Origin of the sequence: Maribacter ulvicola (assembly GCF_900155985.1) — a bacterium.
GTDB lineage: Bacteria > Bacteroidota > Bacteroidia > Flavobacteriales > Flavobacteriaceae > Maribacter > Maribacter ulvicola.
This window is the reverse complement of the sequence record NZ_FTMA01000001.1, coordinates 382,297-398,571: the sequence shown is the minus strand read 5'-3', so window position 1 is coordinate 398,571 and position 16,275 is coordinate 382,297. Positions and strand designations below refer to the sequence as shown.

The 16,275-nt window shown below is 34.2% G+C and carries 14 protein-coding genes; 6 read left to right on the top strand and 8 right to left on the bottom strand.

Going from position 1 to position 16,275, the window contains the following annotated elements:
- Nucleotides 1-154: 154 nt before the first annotated feature.
- Entirely contained in the window at nucleotides 155-847 is a 693-nt protein-coding gene (locus BW936_RS01765; protein WP_076546603.1) for an SOS response-associated peptidase, read from the top strand.
- Here the strand turns inward: BW936_RS01765 and BW936_RS01760 are convergent.
- Complete coding sequence (locus BW936_RS01760) at nucleotides 844-1,881, bottom strand: helix-turn-helix domain-containing protein (RefSeq protein WP_076546602.1); 1,038 nt, start codon at nucleotides 1,879-1,881, stop codon at nucleotides 844-846. The two genes, BW936_RS01765 and BW936_RS01760, sit on opposite strands and share 4 nt — an antisense overlap.
- Before the next feature lie 250 nt (nucleotides 1,882-2,131).
- Between BW936_RS01760 and BW936_RS01755 the strand changes: the two genes are divergently transcribed.
- Nucleotides 2,132-2,314, top strand: a complete 183-nt coding sequence (locus BW936_RS01755; protein ID WP_076546601.1) for a hypothetical protein — start codon at nucleotides 2,132-2,134, stop codon at nucleotides 2,312-2,314.
- Nucleotides 2,315-2,373: 59 nt separating this feature from the next.
- Here the strand turns inward: BW936_RS01755 and BW936_RS01750 are convergent, their stop codons facing one another.
- A complete protein-coding gene (locus BW936_RS01750; RefSeq protein WP_143744043.1) occupies nucleotides 2,374-3,927 on the bottom strand; it encodes an AsmA family protein in 1,554 nt (517 codons plus the stop codon).
- Nucleotides 3,928-4,008: 81 nt separating this feature from the next.
- Entirely contained in the window at nucleotides 4,009-4,419 is a 411-nt protein-coding gene (locus BW936_RS01745) for an arsenate reductase family protein (RefSeq protein WP_076546599.1), read from the bottom strand.
- 130 nt (nucleotides 4,420-4,549) lie between these two features.
- On the opposite strand from BW936_RS01745, the gene cls reads away from it, so the two are divergent.
- Both cls and BW936_RS01735 read left to right on the top strand, forming a co-directional pair.
- The gene (gene cls, locus BW936_RS01740; RefSeq protein ID WP_244156156.1) at nucleotides 4,550-5,977 is read left to right on the top strand and encodes a cardiolipin synthase; all 1,428 of its coding nucleotides are present in this window, start codon (nucleotides 4,550-4,552) and stop codon (nucleotides 5,975-5,977) included.
- Nucleotides 5,974-6,603, top strand: coding sequence for a hypothetical protein (locus BW936_RS01735; RefSeq protein ID WP_244156155.1), 630 nt, complete (start codon nucleotides 5,974-5,976; stop codon nucleotides 6,601-6,603). The genes cls and BW936_RS01735 overlap by 4 nt, the downstream gene beginning before the upstream one ends.
- A gap of 12 nt (nucleotides 6,604-6,615) precedes the next feature.
- Here the strand turns inward: BW936_RS01735 and BW936_RS01730 are convergent, their stop codons facing one another.
- The 4 genes from BW936_RS01730 to BW936_RS01715 all read right to left on the bottom strand — a co-directional run bounded on the left by BW936_RS01730 (nucleotide 6,616) and on the right by BW936_RS01715 (nucleotide 12,586).
- Nucleotides 6,616-8,139 carry a GH3 family acyl-acid amido synthetase gene (locus BW936_RS01730; protein WP_076546598.1) on the bottom strand — a complete coding sequence of 508 codons (1,524 nt, stop codon included), beginning with the start codon at nucleotides 8,137-8,139 and terminating at the stop codon, nucleotides 6,616-6,618.
- Nucleotides 8,140-8,337: 198 nt separating this feature from the next.
- Nucleotides 8,338-9,519, bottom strand: coding sequence for an MvaI/BcnI family restriction endonuclease (locus tag BW936_RS01725; RefSeq protein ID WP_076546597.1), 1,182 nt, complete (start codon nucleotides 9,517-9,519; stop codon nucleotides 8,338-8,340).
- A complete protein-coding gene (locus BW936_RS01720) occupies nucleotides 9,516-11,723 on the bottom strand; it encodes a DNA cytosine methyltransferase (RefSeq protein WP_076546596.1) in 2,208 nt (735 codons plus the stop codon). Before BW936_RS01720 ends, BW936_RS01725 begins: the two co-directional genes overlap by 4 nt.
- 107 nt (nucleotides 11,724-11,830) lie before the next feature.
- On the bottom strand, nucleotides 11,831-12,586 hold the full coding sequence (locus tag BW936_RS01715) for a sulfite exporter TauE/SafE family protein (RefSeq protein WP_076546595.1): 756 nt from the start codon (nucleotides 12,584-12,586) through the stop codon (nucleotides 11,831-11,833).
- Nucleotides 12,587-12,661: 75 nt separating this feature from the next.
- Here BW936_RS01715 and BW936_RS01710 point away from each other — a divergent pair, with 75 nt between their 5' ends.
- Complete coding sequence (locus tag BW936_RS01710; RefSeq protein ID WP_076546594.1) at nucleotides 12,662-14,473, top strand: sodium:solute symporter family protein; 1,812 nt, start codon at nucleotides 12,662-12,664, stop codon at nucleotides 14,471-14,473.
- Nucleotides 14,474-14,480: 7 nt separating this feature from the next.
- Nucleotides 14,481-15,569 (top strand): acyltransferase family protein, encoded by a 1,089-nt coding sequence (locus BW936_RS01705; protein ID WP_076546593.1) that lies wholly within the window; start codon nucleotides 14,481-14,483, stop codon nucleotides 15,567-15,569.
- A gap of 4 nt (nucleotides 15,570-15,573) precedes the next feature.
- On the opposite strand, the gene BW936_RS01700 is transcribed toward BW936_RS01705, so the two are convergent.
- A complete protein-coding gene (locus tag BW936_RS01700) occupies nucleotides 15,574-16,158 on the bottom strand; it encodes a riboflavin synthase (protein WP_076546592.1) in 585 nt (194 codons plus the stop codon).
- Between the last annotated feature and the right edge of the window lie 117 nt (nucleotides 16,159-16,275).

Genomic DNA, 16,275 nt, shown 5'->3' with positions numbered 1-16,275 from the left:
CATTAGCCTCTTTTTTTTTGTGCTTATTTTTATGGAAACCTCATTTTTAGAAATGAAATAAACACCTCTTTTTTAATGCGTTATATTTTTGTGTTTCTGCAATAAGAGTGCTACGCTCAATTACCGAACTTTATGGCTAAAGCAAATGATCGATATGTATTTTAAAATTTCAAATACAGCAAAGGTGAAGGAGATAGAACGAGAGGTAAATGCTTTCTTCAAGTATCCAAATCTATATACTCCCCAAGTGGTCATAAGCGGGTTAACAGAGGTTGCTATTCCTGTCATTACCATGGATGAGCCCAATGCGATCAACTTAGCTATATGGGGTTTGCTACCCAGTGGTTTTAATGATGATTGGGAGCTATTTCAAAAACTTACCAATACATTGACCATACCCGCACATAAATTACAGGCTGATATTTGGTACTATGACTCTTTTAGGAGTAGAAGATGCATAATTCCTGTAACCGGCTTTTTTACATCTGTATTAAAGAACGGAGAAATCTATCCCTATCATGTGAGTTGTAAAAAAGGTGAAATATTATATCTAGCAGGTATATATACCATTTTAGATGATGGTTTCATTACTTGTTCTTTACTTACGGGACCACTAGAAAAAGAGGTAGTCAATTTTCAAAATTTAGTAGACTATATGCCGGTTATCATAGACCGCGATGATAAATATGAATGGTTTTCCGGTGATACTACAATTGAAAGGGCGCAAGAGATATTACAACCTCCGCATACAACAGATTTAGAAATAAGACCTATTGCCAAAAGCTTGTTCAACCAAGATATTTCATACGATAGTATGCTTATGCCCTATGAATATCCAGAGAGTTAACGAAGTGCAGTATTTTTATCTTTTAAGTGCTTTCTATAATCGGTAGGGAGAATGTCATAAGCTTCAAAGAATATTTTGGAGAAGTAACTTCTGCTTTTAATTCCAATGGCATATACGATTTCTGAAACAGATAAGTCAGAGTTTTTTAGATAGTCTTTTGAAATTTCTAATTTTAATTGTCTAACGTACTCATTTACAGTCTTGGAATATAGAATTTTAAAACCTAGTTGTAACTTTTTAGGGCTTAGACCAGATTCTCCGCTCAAGGTGGATATAGATATATTATCAGAAATATGTTCTAATATATAAGTAGTAAGCTTATGGATTTTTAGAATATCTTCTTTTGAGATGGCTTCTGGAATATTCATATTTTCTTCAAAATTTTTATGTTCTAATAATTGTAATGACAGAATAAGATAAAGTCTACCCTCTAAAGAAAGAGACCTTAGCATACCACTATTAGCATCAACATTGTTTAGCAATTTAATTTCGTCAGCAATTCTTAAACTAAAACTACCGCCATGTTTAAATGCCACCTCTCCTTTACTATCATTGAATAACGAAACCAATAATTGGTTTAGTTGAGAGACGTTGTTATTCTTCTTTTGTAAATATTCTTTCCGATTAATTCTAATAAAATTAATTTTTAAATGTTCATTTTTGGGAAATTGAAAAGTCTTTTTCGCATTTCGTTTGTGTGATATAATCGTGTTTTGAAATTGCTCTAACTTGGTAAAATCATCCGTATTATTCTCGCTATATTCAAAATATCCTTTACTGATAAAGATGAATTCGATCGGTGCTAAATCTTGCGATTCAAAAATCAACTTGGTTTCTTCGGTAAGTTTCATATTGCAATCAATAAGAGATATTCCCCAGTTGAAATCTATAGTTCTCAAAGAACCTTTTCCAATAGTATTATTAAAAGTTAAAACACTTTCGCCCCAATCCTCTATAAGTTCCCCCTGTATACAAGCTTGTATTTGGGAAAACATATCGTTAGACTTTGAACTATTAATGCTTAACTCTTTCATTGTTTTATTTTATGCACAAGGGCAATTGTACACTACAAAAAAACTAGAAAATGGAGAATTACCTTAACACTTTTAAAATGTTAATTAACACAAATACGCATCTATCAGATGAGTCAAGATTTATATTTTTACAACCAAATAGTTTTAGGTAATAGTGGCATCTTTGGTTTGTAAGGTATTAGGTACTGTATAGTAAACCCTATATATCTACATATTTAAAAATTTTAACCTAATTATTAAAATCTATATTATGAAAAAGTCACTATTAATGATTGTATTTGCCTTTGCAACAATGAGTATTGCAACAAGTTGTAGAGAGGAAAAATCAACAGGAGATAAAATTGAAGAAGGGGTTGATGATGTTGGAGACGAAATTGAAGACGGAGCAGAAGAAGTTGAAGATGCGGTAGAAGATGCTACTGACGACAACTAGAATATAATATTGCTATGAAAATAAAAGCCAGGTAGTTTAACTACTTGGCTTTTTTAGTTCTATTCCTTTTTTCCATTGCCTGTTAAGACGCTTAGAAGACCATCTTTAATGCTGATCCATAGGTAATTGAAGAAAGATTTGTTTTTAACACGTTCTGCTGAAATATCTCCATATCTGTAGCCATATTCATCTGCTTTAGAACCATCGCTTACCAAAAGGTTACCAATAAAGGATAGCACTTTTTTTACACCATTCCTATCTTTGTTCAATACTTCGAATTTAAAATCATCATAGCTCATTTTAATATCACCAACGGCAACATCTTCGTTTCCGGAAATGGTAAAGTAGAATTGATCAATAGTTCCTGTCGTCTGTGTTCTAAGATTAGGTACAAGAAAATCATTTAAACTAACGGTATTGAATTTTGATAGTTCTCCAGAAATTTGAAATGCGCTTTTTGGGTCATGAACATCAAATTGCCAATTAAGATGCAATTTTCCAGTACCCATAAGGTTGGCGTTCAATTGTATATTTAGTGGTTTTTCATTTTTAATATTGGACAGATGACCAATGTTGGCATTTAATTTATCAAAATTTAAAGCACCTGCCTTTGTATTATTAGGGATATCTTCTTCATATACAATGGTTCCTTTTTTGATCAAAACAGAGTCAATAGCTAATTTAAAAGGTAATTTTTGTAATAATTTGCCATAAAGTAACTTGTTTTCTAAATCTTCTAAATTAGACTTATCCCTATAAATTTCAAGATTTGGTTGGGTAAATAGCAGTTCTTTAAAGTATATATGTATAGAATCGTTTGCTACTGAATAGTTGTGATTTTCTATTTCTATGACAGGAACAGATAAATTTACATGATCCCTTTCGTAAGTAATCTCTTTACTTAATTCAGTTTTAGAATATACGGTGAACAGTGAAAGGTCTGTAATGTTAATGGTTGAATCTTTCATAACCATTGATGCCATTTGTAACTTTTCGTACTTGCCCAACGGCGCATTAAAATTTTTAAATTCAATGTTATATTTAGAAGAGGTAAATGGCAAGTATTTGGTAATGATATCTGGGTTTGTGGCTACATTGTTTAAATGTAACTTTATAGACTCTACAGATATTAATTCAACTTTTTCTTCTGAATCCCAAACTTCAACTATGCCAGAATCAAGAATGAGATCTTCAATAAAAATCTCTTTTATTAATTTAATGGGGTTGTTTTTAATCTCGTCTTTATTGTCGGGGCGTTTAGGGCAGGTTCTAAATTTTAGGTGAGGTTTGCTAAGGGTCAGGGACTTAATGAAAATAGATTTTTCAAAAAGCATTTTCCAGTAATTAAAACCTTTTATTGCAAATTGATTGGCGTTTATCTTAATTTCACATGAAGAAGTTTGTTTTCCTAAGTTAACCACCTCTACATCATTAAATGCTATGCTTCCTTTTAAAAGGCTAAGGGTTAGTTCATCATATGTAAACTCTATATGATTTGGTACTTTTTGTTCTAAAAATGCAATAATTTCTTTCTTTACTTTCCACTCAGCTATCATGTAGCCACCAATACAAAATATGAGAAATACAATAAGCCATTTAAAGAGTTTATGCATAAGGTATATATTAAGGGAATATAGTTTAAGGTTAAGAGAACCCTATATATAGAAGTATACTCTTTCTAATGGTCCAGCGTCTTATTTATAAGGTTTTTCTATGCCTGCACTATCAGGATCCATGTACTGCTTATAATCAGATGCGCTTGTAAGTTCAATATAGTTTTCTCCTTTTATGACTATGGCATTTTTAAGAAATCTCGGGTTTTTATCCAGAATTTTCAACCATCCATCATTATCTAAGTTTACCGTGTCCGTGCCGTACGTTTCCCTAAAATCTGGCAAATCTTTAGCTATCAAGTCAGGGATGTCCTTGCCCAGTCCTTCGGCTAATTCTGCCCATTGCGTGCCGGTAACGTTTGTTTTAGAAATGTCTATTGTTAAATGTTCCTTTCCAGAAGATTGCACATAAGCATTTAATTGCTTACCTATTGAATTTTCTGAACTATAATATAATGTTATCTGTTTTTTATCCATAGCAATTACTCCCATCACTTTTTTTTAAAAGTACTTACATCTAGTACTAGTAATTAACTCGTTTAATACTAAAAGTGTCTTGATAGGATTTTTGAACGTTAAGCCGTTTTAAATTATAGTATATTGATGGTAAACATTAAATAAAGTGATAAATACCATTTTTTGGCTTGCTTATATAATAGTAACTCTGTGGAGTATTATTAATATTATTTTTAATGGATCAAGAGCGGCTAAAATGATTAGCTGGTCTTTATCTGTTATCATATTTCCTTTTCTAGGACCACTTTTGTATTACTTGTTTGGAATCAACAGAAGAAAATTTAAACTCTTTAAATTAAAACAGACCGAAAAAAGAAAGCTGTATTCAGAAACCTATAGGGAACTGGAGGGCGGCGAACAAAGTGTGCATAAGTTTGATGATTATAAGCATGAAAAGTTAGGTGCTTTAATTCGTAAGAACAGCTATTTTGCTCCTTATGAAGGCAATAATGTCATTTTGTTAAACGATGGAGAAGAAGCCTTTAGTGCCATTTTTAAGGCAATAGAAAACGCCAAGGATTTTATACATCTTCAATATTATATTCTTGAGGACGGTATGCTGCTTGATAAGTTTTATGAGTTGTTTCAAAAGAAAGTTAAAGAAGGGGTAGAAATTAGAATGTTGTATGATTCTTTTGGCAGTAATTCTATGCGAGGTAAAAGAGTAAAACGTTTTAAGGATCTTGGCGTAAAGGCATTTTCAACCATGCCCATTAGATTTGGAAATCTATTGTTCACCCTTAATTATAGAAACCATAGAAAGATTATTGTCATTGATGGTAAAGTTGGTTTTACAGGCGGTTTCAATGTGTCAGATAAATATATGAAACCCATATCTGAACTTGGGGTTTGGCAAGATTTACATTTAAAAATAGAAGGTCCTGCAGTAAACAGTCTGCAACGCGTTTTTGTAAAAGACTACCATTTCGCTGGAGAGGAAGAATTGCTACTTCAAGATAAGTATTTTCCTAAAGTAGAGCCAGTGGGTGAAACTGTGGCACAAATAATATCTAGCGGACCAGATTCTAAGTATCCTGCAATTATGCAGCAATATTTGGCCATGATCAATATTGCCACCAAGAGTATCTGTATTGCAAATCCGTACTTTATTCCAGGAGAACCTGTTTTAGAAGCCATAAGAATTGCGGCGTTGAGCGGAGTAGAGGTTACGTTGCTAACCCCTAAAATATCAGACTCCCTGTTGGCTCAATATAGTATGTTTTCCACTTTTGAGGCATTGTTAGAAGTAGGTGCCAGTATTTATTTAAGACCAGATTTTTCACATAGTAAGGTGATTATTATTGATGGTGAGATAGTCTCTGTGGGTTCTGGTAATTTTGATTACCGGAGCTTTGAGCATAATTTTGAAACCAATGCTATTTTGTATGATAAAGAAAAAGCATCGGACATAGAAACGTTTTTTACAGAACACTGTACTGAAGATGTAAAAATAGATTTAGAAAAATTTAAAAAAAGATCCCCGTTCAGTAAATTTTTGGAAGGTCTCGCCAAATTCTTTAGTCCGTTGTTATGAGAACTTCCCTAATCATCAAAAAACTGAATTATTTAATCTTACTATTATTAAGTTACCCTATGGTTGCATCTGCACAACATATAATTCCCAAAGAAATAACCGAAGAAGCAAAAATTGCCCTTTCTCACTATCCTGAGCTTGCCAATACTAAAATTGAATTCAAGTTTAAAAAGAATATCAAAAAGTCTACCATGCAGGCACAACCTTCTTTTTGGAGTGTCTTTAAGTCTAAGAGAAAACGGTCTTATTATATATTGATCAGTGAAAGAATTAAGATTGCAGATTCTGTATATTATACTAAGGATATTCCTTCAGAAATTATGATCGGGTGGTTGGGTCATGAACTAGGTCATGTAATGGATTACCAGCAACGTAGCGGATTTAATTTAATAGGTTTTGGCTTTAAATACATTACCTCTAATACGTATATAAGAGAGGCGGAGCGCCGTGCAGATTCTTTTGCGGTAGCACATGGTATGGAAACCTATATACTGGCAACAAAAGAATTTATTTTAACTAAGGCAGGGTTGACCCAAGCGTATGTGGATCGTATAAAAAACTTTTATTTATCTCCAGAGGAAATTATGATTTTGGTGGAAGAAAGAGATGCAACAGGTAAAGAATAAAAGAAATATTATTTATGGTTGTTGCGCAACGAAAGCTTCCCATTCTGCAAACTTTTCTTCTTTCATAACGCGCTCCATTTTTACTTGTCCGCCTTTCTTTTTGTTGCTATCGTTCCAGCTATAAAAAACATTAGGATTAATAGTAAAAACCTTTACTCCTTTCAAGGCTTTAGACCTCGCAACCTTATAGTTTTTATTGGCAGCTTTTAAAGATTCATCTAGTTTTTGGGCTATGGCATCAGCACTTTCTGTTGCTGTAGTGCCTAAATACCAGGTATGGTAAAAGCCGTCTTCGTACTTTTTAGCACAAAGGGTATATTCAGGGACTTCAATATCAAAGGTTTTCATGAGGTCCTGTAACGCATCGTCTAATTTATTGACAGATAATTGCGATCCCACGGTGTTCAAAAAGAACTTGGTGCGCCCGGTAATTTTTATTTCGGCACGTTCCACATCGGTAAACTCAATAGTATCACCAATTAGGTAACGCCAAGCACCACTAACGGTACTAATTATGAGTACGTAATTCTGACCGGTTTCAACTTCTGAAAGTGTTAAAGAAGGGGCATCTTGTGAAAGAGAACCGTCTTCTAAAATATAATCAGGATTGAAAGGAACAAACTCAAAATAGATTCCGTTATCGGTTACCAATTTCATAGCATTGGTTTCTGGTCTTGCTTGAAAGGCAATAAACCCTTCAGAAGCCAAATAGGTGTCAATTACCGTTACCGGTTTTCCCATTAAGGCATTGAAACTTTTCTCATATGGCCCAAATGCTACTCCGCCAGAAGTATATACTTGTAAGTTGGGCCATATTTCATGAATGTTGTTGAGGTTATGTTTTTTGATAACCTCTTTCAACATTAATTCTATCCAAGAAGGTATTCCGCTAAGGGCACCAATATCCCAATCCGCAGCTTTTTCTGCAATTTTTGCCACACGATCGTCCCAATCATCAATTTTGGCAATTTCTTTTCCGGGCTTGTAGTATCCGCTAAACCAAGAAGGAATATTACTGGCACTAATACCGCTGATCTCACCCTCTAAATGGTCATCATTTTCAACTAGATCCGTAGAACTGCCCAGCATTAAAATTCCCGTTTCAAAGAAATCTGCCGGAAGATCAAAATTAGATATTGCCAAAACCTGCTTAATACCCGCTTGTCTTATAGCATCTATCATATCATTGGTTACAGGAATACGTTTGCTTGTTTTTCCTGTAGTACCAGAACTCAGTGCAAAATAATCTGGACTGCCAGGCCATGTAACATCGGTCTGGTCTTCGTGCAACTTATGCCACCATTTTTCATTGATTTGATTATAGTCGAAATAAGGCACAGCATCACGAAATGTTTGCTGAGGATTATCACTATCCAGAATACGTTCAAAAGCATAGGCTTTACCAAAAGAAGTATCTTTTGCAGTTTCCAAAAGGTGTTGAAGCATGGCCTTTTGGTCTTCAATAGGATTGTCATCACCGGTAATTTTGTCGGCAATATCAATCACACCTTTTATAAAATTTCCTATGATATTCATGTATAGCAGTATTTTAAGGTTAGCACTGCTAAATTACTCTTGATAGGAGCTAAACATTAACCCTAACCTGAAATATGTGGGCTTTATTGGGTTGGTGATTGAAAGCCTCGAATTTGCTGTAGCGAGATATTTTTTACGGTTATTATATATTTTTGTGAGTGTAATTAAAGGATTATAGTTTAGGCGTTGCTAATTCCGCTATGCCATTAAATCATAGTTTGCACTTGGTGGAAACAATAAATCTAGACAATTTGCTTTCAGTTTAAAATTACAGCCTTTATCTACAACTTTACCACTAGGCATTCTCTTAATAGGATAATCCATTGTGATTGCTCCAGTTTCAATGAGGATTTCAAATTTATCAACCATCGGATTTTTAGTATGTTCAACCTCTTTGAAGTGAAAATACTCATTATTATCCTCAATGTTACTTTCGGCTTTTATCCAGAAAGTTTCTTTATGCTTTTTTAATAATGTTTTCCTTAAAATTTCTAGCTCCCAAACTAGAAAATTGCCAATCTCTGGTCTATCAGAATTCTCAACAAGCCAATCCTTTTTATCCTCAATTCTTAAAATCAAACCTTGTGCATTTCTACCAGTACCTCTCATTGTATTATAAAGGCGGAAAATACCTTCTTCCCAATATCCAAACGTGTCCAATATCTCAACTCGTGATTTGAATTTACTTAAATTCCAGTTAGGTGTTTTTCCAAATAATCCTTTTCTGTTATTTCTAGCATCTCTAAAAGATTTCAACTCAATGCCTTTATAATCGGGTAATTTCGAAGAGTTCATTTCAATTCCAAGAAGTGACTCTATAGTTCTTCCTATTCCTGTGTCTGAATTAACTTCAGATTTCACAAAGCCTTTTTTTGATATAACCTTAAGTTTGTTAAGCAATTCAATAGAAATTTCGCTTTCTTCAAAATTAATAGACGAAATTAACTCTTGAAAAGGATTAATTATAGCTGAATTAATCAACGCATTGATATCCAACGTTGTCAAGTTGAAAACTTGGAAACTATCATTGTAAAATGTTATTGCAATAATATCATTTGGGCAGGCAACTTTTGTTAAACTATAGAACCAAATCCTTGGGTCTCCTTTTTTAGTTGAAGGACGATATAATGATGCTTTAGATTTTATAATCTTAAAACCAGTATGAATTATTGCAGGAATCATTATTTTGCTCTCGGTTCCTTGATTTTGTAATTCGTAATCGTGAATATTTTCATTTTTCAAATAACTACGGACTGAACCAGTTGCATCCATTATGGATTTTTTTAATCCCGTTTCAGTTGGTTCAATTAAAGTAAGAGAAACTTGGTTTTTAGTTAGTAATTTTATCTTTTCTTGTTCTGCATCTGTAAGCTTTCTCACTTGATATGTTTTAAAATTTCACTTGCGACTGCTCTAGCTAATAAAGGCGGAACAGCATTTCCAACTAAAGTGTATTGTGGTACTTCTGTTTTTCTATTATTTCCACCTGTAGACCGTTTTCCTTGAAATACAAATGAGTCGTCAAACGATTGTAAGCGTGCCATTTCTCTAACTGTTAAAGACCTAGGCGAATTGTAGTGAATGTAATCGTCTGCAATAGTCATTATTGTTGAACTTTGCTCGTCTGGTTTTAAAACATTGTAATTTCTCTTGTTTGTAGAAAGATTTAATTTCTCAAGTTCTGGTTGTGCTTTTCTATAATTACCATTTTTTAAAATCACGTTAAGTCTTTCAATAACTGTTTCGTTTTGATTACTTGTTTTGTGATTGTTAAGTATGTCGAAATATTTTTCTCCGTTCTCCAAACTTTCTGTACTCTTTACATAAAATGGTTTTGTCTGAGGCTTAAATCGTTCAATTAATCTGCCTTTTTTTGACCATTCTGCAAATGATTTTCCACCTTTAGAAATAGGCTTCCCATTAATTTTTCTTTTTTTGAGAAGTTTAGCCATTTTCTTTGCAGTTCCATTGTATTGAGCGAAAATATCAATTTCTTCATAACGATGCGCTTCCTGATTGTTGCCAATAAAGTCTAAATCGTATAAAGCTTCAAAAATGGTTACTTTTTCTTCTTCTGAAACTGTTGCAGGAATTTCAGAAATATACTTTTGGTCTTTGCGACAACCAATAAAAAGTACTCTTTCTCTATTTTGAGGTACGCCGTAATTTGATGCGTTAGCGACAAATGGTTGCTCTATTTTATAAAGTCTAATACTTTCAAGAATAGTCTCTAATTCTTTTTTTTGTGAATTGTTACAATGAGATTTTAAAATCTCAATGGATTCATCAAAAGATGTTGTGTAGATTTTTAAAGCAGTTATAATATCCTCACAATCCTTTTTGTAATTGGTTGGAACTTTTAATGCTTTAAATGAATTCTCAATTTTTGAAATGACATTTTCAGAACTTATTTCGGTTAGAAAATCTGTAAAGGCATTTGCAAAATCATCACTATCAATATTACAAAAATCTTTTTCTTTGATAATGTCACGCTTTAATTTTTCCCATTCTTTTGTTCTTGCCAAAAGATTAAAACCGTGGCGAATTGTATTTATATTTTCGTCTGTTTTACTGGTTTTGTAGTCCGCTATTTTTGGTGTCAGTTTTTTAAATCTATTCTCTACAAAGCCAATGAAATCAATTTTTCCAGTTTCCTTATCCTTTTCAAGTAGTTTTTCAAGTTCTACTCTTTTTATAATACTATCGAAAATGAAAGAATTTGATTCTTTCCTTATTCTTTTAATGAAAGTATTTAGTAGCGGTATTTCCTTAGTATCAACGATAGAGTTGATTTCCTTGATAATTAATTCTTTTATTTTTCCACCCTCTTTAGTTAAAATTCCTTTGACATTCTCCATAACAAAGTATTTAGGTTGTAAAACCTTAATAACTTCTAAATAGTGAGAAAACAGGTCGTCTTTTTTATCGAATTTTTTTCGTTTTCCAGCAAGACTGAAACTTTGACAAGGAGGTCCACCACAAACAACGTCAATTTTTCGTCCATCAATTTTTTCTAATAAATTGTCTAAAAAGTCTGGTTCAGTAATATCTTGTTTTAAAAACTCAGCATCCAATCCTAATTGATGATTGTATCGAACCACATGAGTTAATTCGCAATTTTCGTTGATGTCGTTGGCAACAACGAAATCGAAGAATTTATTATTATGTTCAGCTTGTAAAAAACCTTCACTAAAACCTCCTGCGCCAGCAAATAAATCCACAAAAGTGAATGGTTTGCCATAAAGCGTAACCTGTTCTTTTACAATGCTTACATTGTTATTTTCTTTATAGTTTTCGATGTGTTCGTTCAATATGCTTTTCACTTCGTCTTGTACAAAGTTTTTTTTGTTGGAATGGTGTAGAAGTTCATCCGCTCGTTCTCTTAGGAAATCTAAATAATGATTGATTTCGTGAGACTCTATACTTAATCCAATCACTTTCTGTTTGGATTTATTGAAGTTTTTAGGTTCTATTTTCTGTCCCGTAGAAATCTTTACTTGACTTCCGTTACAGTTTATTCGTAGATGAATTGGGGCAAACCCTTTTTTGTCAGGCTTGTCTAAATAAAAATTAATTGTTGCCATAATTATTCACGGACGTTTTTGCGTACACGGACAAATTTACGGACATTTTTTTAAATTTCTATTTAATTATCATTTTAAGAACAACTTAATTTAAAATAACGACCAATTTAACTAAGCATAATAAGCACGGCACCCACAGCGGTCAAGACCAAAATCATCTTTCTAAAGAAGGCTTCTTTTATGTGTTTAATAAAACGAATACCCACAAAGAAACCTAAGAGAATACCCGGTAAAAGCATTAAGTTTAAAGTCAACGATTCAATGGATATGGTTTTCCAAACAAAAAAGTGAAAAGGAAGTTTAATAATATTCACGATTAAAAATAACCACGCAGCCGTGCCTATAAATTGATTTTTAGGTAAGCGCATGGCTAAGAAATAAATGTTAGAAAAGGCTCCTGCTAAATTGCCCACCATAGTAGTTATACCGGCTATAATACCAATAGACCCGGCAAAAGTCCAATGAGAAGGAACGGTCTTGTCTTTCTTACGGTCCCAATAAAACATCATACCTACGGTAATGATGATGATAATGGCCATGCCTATTTTAAAGAGTTTTTCAGGAAGTTCATTTCCAATGAAAACACCTATAAGTAAACCAACCAGCATCCACGGTAGTACTTTAAATACATATTTCCACTGTGTATATCTATTGTAGTAAATGACGGCAAAAATATCGGCTAGAACCAGCAGTGGTACCACCATACCTGTAGACTGTCTTGCACCAAAAGCTAATGCCATGATGGTAACGTTTAAAACAGCAATTCCTTTTATGCCGGCCTTGGATAATCCTATAATAAAAGTGGCAATTGATGCAAGAATCCAAGCTGTTGGTGTAATTTCAGTAGTTATTGATAGTAGCACGTGGTACGTTTAGCGTTTTAGGTATAAAAATGTCCTAAAATAATATATCTTTAACAATCAACCTAAAACCAATTTATGGAACTCAGTACGCTTGACTATACTTTTATTATAGTTTTCTTTTCCCTTGTCTTAGGCATAGGGTTTTATGTCTCAAAAACATCAGGTAAAAATTCATCAGAATTTTTTCTATCTGGTAGAACCATGCCATGGTGGCTTTTAGGGCTTTCAATGGTGGCAACAACATTTTCAACGGACACACCCAATTTAGTAACCGATATTGTACGTACCAACGGCGTTTCCGGTAACTGGGTATGGTGGTGTTTCTTAATAACAGGGATGTTGACCGTTTTCGTTTATGCAAAACTTTGGCGTAAATCGAACGTTAATACAGATTTAGAGTTTTACGAAATGCGCTATGGTGGAAAACCAGCTAGTTTTTTAAGAAAATTTAGAGCAGTTTATCTAGGTGTTATTTTCAATGTGATCACCATGTCTGCGGTTACATTGGCAGCAATTAAAATAGGAAGTATTATGCTAGGTCTTGAGCCTTGGCAAACGGTGGTAAGTGCAGGTTTGATAACTGTTACTTTTAGTGCCCTTGGTGGATTCAAAGGTGTAGTATATACAGATTTTCTTCTGTTCTTCGTGGCCATGGCAGGGGCAATAGGTGCGGCATATTATTTAGTGAATATCCCAGAAGTAGGCGGTATTGAAGCTTTAATGGCCAATGAGAACGTAGCTTCAAAATTGAACATCCTTCCAGATTTCAGTAATAGGAAAGCATTGATAACCTTATTTATTATTCCCCTTGCAGTACAGTGGTGGAGTTCATGGTACCCAGGTGCGGAGCCAGGTGGTGGTGGTTATATTGCGCAACGTATGTTGGCGGCAAAAGATGAGAATCACGCAATAGGTGCAACATTTTTCTTTAATATTATGCACTACGCATTAAGACCGTGGCCGTGGATTTTAGTGGCATTGGCATCTATAGTGGTGTATCCAGATTTGGCAAGTATTCAAGAGGCTTTCCCAAATGTAACCGCTGATAAATTAGGTCATGATCTGGCATATTCGGCAATGTTGACCAAATTACCTAGCGGATTGTTAGGGGTGGTATTGGCTTCCTTGGTAGCTGCTTATATGAGTACGATCAGTACTCAATTAAACTGGGGTTCGTCTTACATTGTTTTTGACTTTTATAAGCAACAAATAAACCCTAATGCATCTGAAAAAAGATTGGTTGCAGTGGGTAGAATTTCAACAGTAGTTTTAATGGTGTTTAGTGCTGCATTGGCATTGCTGCTTCAAAATGCACTTCAATTGTTTGATATCTTGTTGGCATTTGGTGCCGGTACCGGACTCATATTTATTTTAAGATGGTTCTGGTGGAGAATTAATGCATGGAGTGAAATCACGGCAATGTTCGCATCTGGTATTATTTCTATCATATTAAAACTGACTCCCGTAGGTGCATATTTATTTGCTACGGAAACTGGGGTATTGCCAGATTGGTCAGAATACATATTTATAGTAGTAGTAACTACGATAATTTGGTTAGCGGCTACATTAATGACACAGCCGGAATCTAATGATACCTTGAGAAGTTTCTACACTAAAATTCAACCTGGTGGTCCGGGTTGGTCTAAAGTTGTTAGCGATGCAAAAACCGATAAAGTGGAGATTGTAAAAGATAAAGAGAAGTGGAGTGTACCTGCAGGTATAACCGCTATGTTATTAGGGGTAGTATTAATTTACACCATAATGTTTGCTACTGGGTATTGGATTTATGGTAGAACTACACAAGCTATTGTTTTAACCGTTGTTTCTGCTATAGCGGGAGTATTGTTGGTAAAAGCATGGAATCGCTTAAAAGGAAACATCTTATAGTAGCAAGATGGTAAAAGGTAGAATTTTATCGGTCGATATATTTCGAGGAGCTACCATACTGCTCATGGTCTTGGTCAATACGCCGGGAACATGGTCTAATGTATATGCCCCTTTTTTACATGCCGATTGGCATGGTTATACACCGACCGATTTAGTTTTCCCGTTCTTCCTATTTATAGTAGGTACATCAATTGCATTCTCATATAAGAATAGAACTGTAGGCGCAGCTGCCTATAAAAAGATTGCCGTTAGAGCATTGAAGCTAATTGCGCTGGGACTTTTCTTGGGGGCGTTTCTTATTCACTATCCGTTCTTTAAAAGCTTTAGTGAAATTCGTTTTCCGGGGGTGTTGCAACGTATTGGGGTGGTTTTCTTTTTTGCTGCAATTTTATTCATTAACCTGAACTGGAAACAGTTGATTTGGGTTACTGCATTTCTGTTGATAGGATATTGGCTGTTAATGACTTTTATTCCTGTAGAAGGTATGGCATCTACATTAGAAAGAGCACCTAATAATCTAGCCAATTGGATAGATGTACAAGTATTTGGCTCTCATAATTACAAAGCAGATTATGACCCAGAAGGATTGTTAAGTACTTTGCCGGCTATTGCAAGTTCCTTGTTAGGGGTATTCACAGGTCTTATTTTAACCAGTAAACAAGAAAAGAAAGCCACCATTCTAATGGGTTTGGGTGGTAGTCTTTTAATTTTAGGGCATTTTTGGGATATATTTTTCCCGATCAACAAAGCACTATGGACTAGCAGTTTTGTATTGGTAACCGCAGGTTGGGCAAATCTAATTCTGGCCTTGATTTATTATTTAACGGATGTAAAGAAAATAGAATTTGGATCCATATTCAGATATGCGGGGGCTAATGCTATTGTAATTTACTTTCTTTCTAGCTTTATCAGTAAAGTAATGGGACAAATACAAATTGGTGACACCTCATTGCATGGTTGGTTGTTTCAGAAAGTATATGTCCATGATTTTTTGGCACTAGAAACATCATCCTTATTATACGGATTAAGCGTAGTGCTGTTTTATAGCTTAGTGGGCTATATCTTACATCAGAAAGAGATATTTATAAAGGTGTAATCGTTTATTTGGCCATCAATTTGGCAACATACTTTCCAATAACATCAAACTCCAGGTTTACAATAGTACCCGGTTTGTAGGAGTTAAACCGTGTATGTTCATATGTATACGGTATAATAGCCACTTCAAAAGTATTTTTGCCGGAATTAACAACGGTTAAACTTGTACCATCTATAGTAATAGAGCCTTTTTCAATGGTTGGGTTGCCGTTTGCCGGGTCATAGGTAAATGAAAAAATCCAACTGCCATTATCTTCTTTTACGCTAGTACATTTGCCGGTTTGATCTACATGGCCTTGAACTATATGACCGTCCAATCTAGACCCCAAGATCATGGCACGTTCTAAGTTTACAATATCATTGGTTTTAAGGGTGTCTAGGTTAGTTTTATTCAGTGTTTCAGCAATAGCTGTTACTGTATAAGTAGTGTCTGTAAGGCTAACAACGGTTAGGCAAACACCGTTATGTGCAACACTTTGATCTATTTTAAGTTCAGGTGTTAGGCTAGATTCAATGGTGATATCTAAGTTTCCACCTTTAGTCTCAAGAGAAATAACCTTACCTAATGTTTCAATAATTCCCGTAAACATGTGTCGTTTAATTTAAGTAATTTTGTCCTTTAATATGAGTCCCTTAGTTTAGGTAGGGACGGCCACTTTGCTTTTCCTTTTGGAAAGCTAAAACTATTTTCAAGGTTTTAAGTGGAG

Bases quoted from the DNA above. Each gene is read 5' to 3' on its own strand.
- BW936_RS01710 (WP_076546594.1), top strand. From the start codon at position 12,662: ATGGAACTCAGTACGCTTGACTATACTTTTATTATAGTTTTCTTTTCC.
- BW936_RS01745 (WP_076546599.1), bottom strand. From the start codon at position 4,419: ATGGGAGTAATTGCTATGGATAAAAAACAGATAACATTATATTATAGT.
- BW936_RS01755 (WP_076546601.1), top strand. From the start codon at position 2,132: ATGAAAAAGTCACTATTAATGATTGTATTTGCCTTTGCAACAATGAGT.
- BW936_RS01730 (WP_076546598.1), bottom strand. From the start codon at position 8,139: ATGAATATCATAGGAAATTTTATAAAAGGTGTGATTGATATTGCCGAC.
- BW936_RS01735 (WP_244156155.1), top strand. From the start codon at position 5,974: ATGAGAACTTCCCTAATCATCAAAAAACTGAATTATTTAATCTTACTA.
- BW936_RS01765 (WP_076546603.1), top strand. From the start codon at position 155: ATGTATTTTAAAATTTCAAATACAGCAAAGGTGAAGGAGATAGAACGA.
- BW936_RS01760 (WP_076546602.1), bottom strand. From the start codon at position 1,881: ATGAAAGAGTTAAGCATTAATAGTTCAAAGTCTAACGATATGTTTTCC.
- BW936_RS01720 (WP_076546596.1), bottom strand. From the start codon at position 11,723: ATGGCAACAATTAATTTTTATTTAGACAAGCCTGACAAAAAAGGGTTT.
- BW936_RS01705 (WP_076546593.1), top strand. From the start codon at position 14,481: ATGGTAAAAGGTAGAATTTTATCGGTCGATATATTTCGAGGAGCTACC.
- BW936_RS01750 (WP_143744043.1), bottom strand. From the start codon at position 3,927: ATGCATAAACTCTTTAAATGGCTTATTGTATTTCTCATATTTTGTATT.
- BW936_RS01700 (WP_076546592.1), bottom strand. From the start codon at position 16,158: ATGTTTACGGGAATTATTGAAACATTAGGTAAGGTTATTTCTCTTGAG.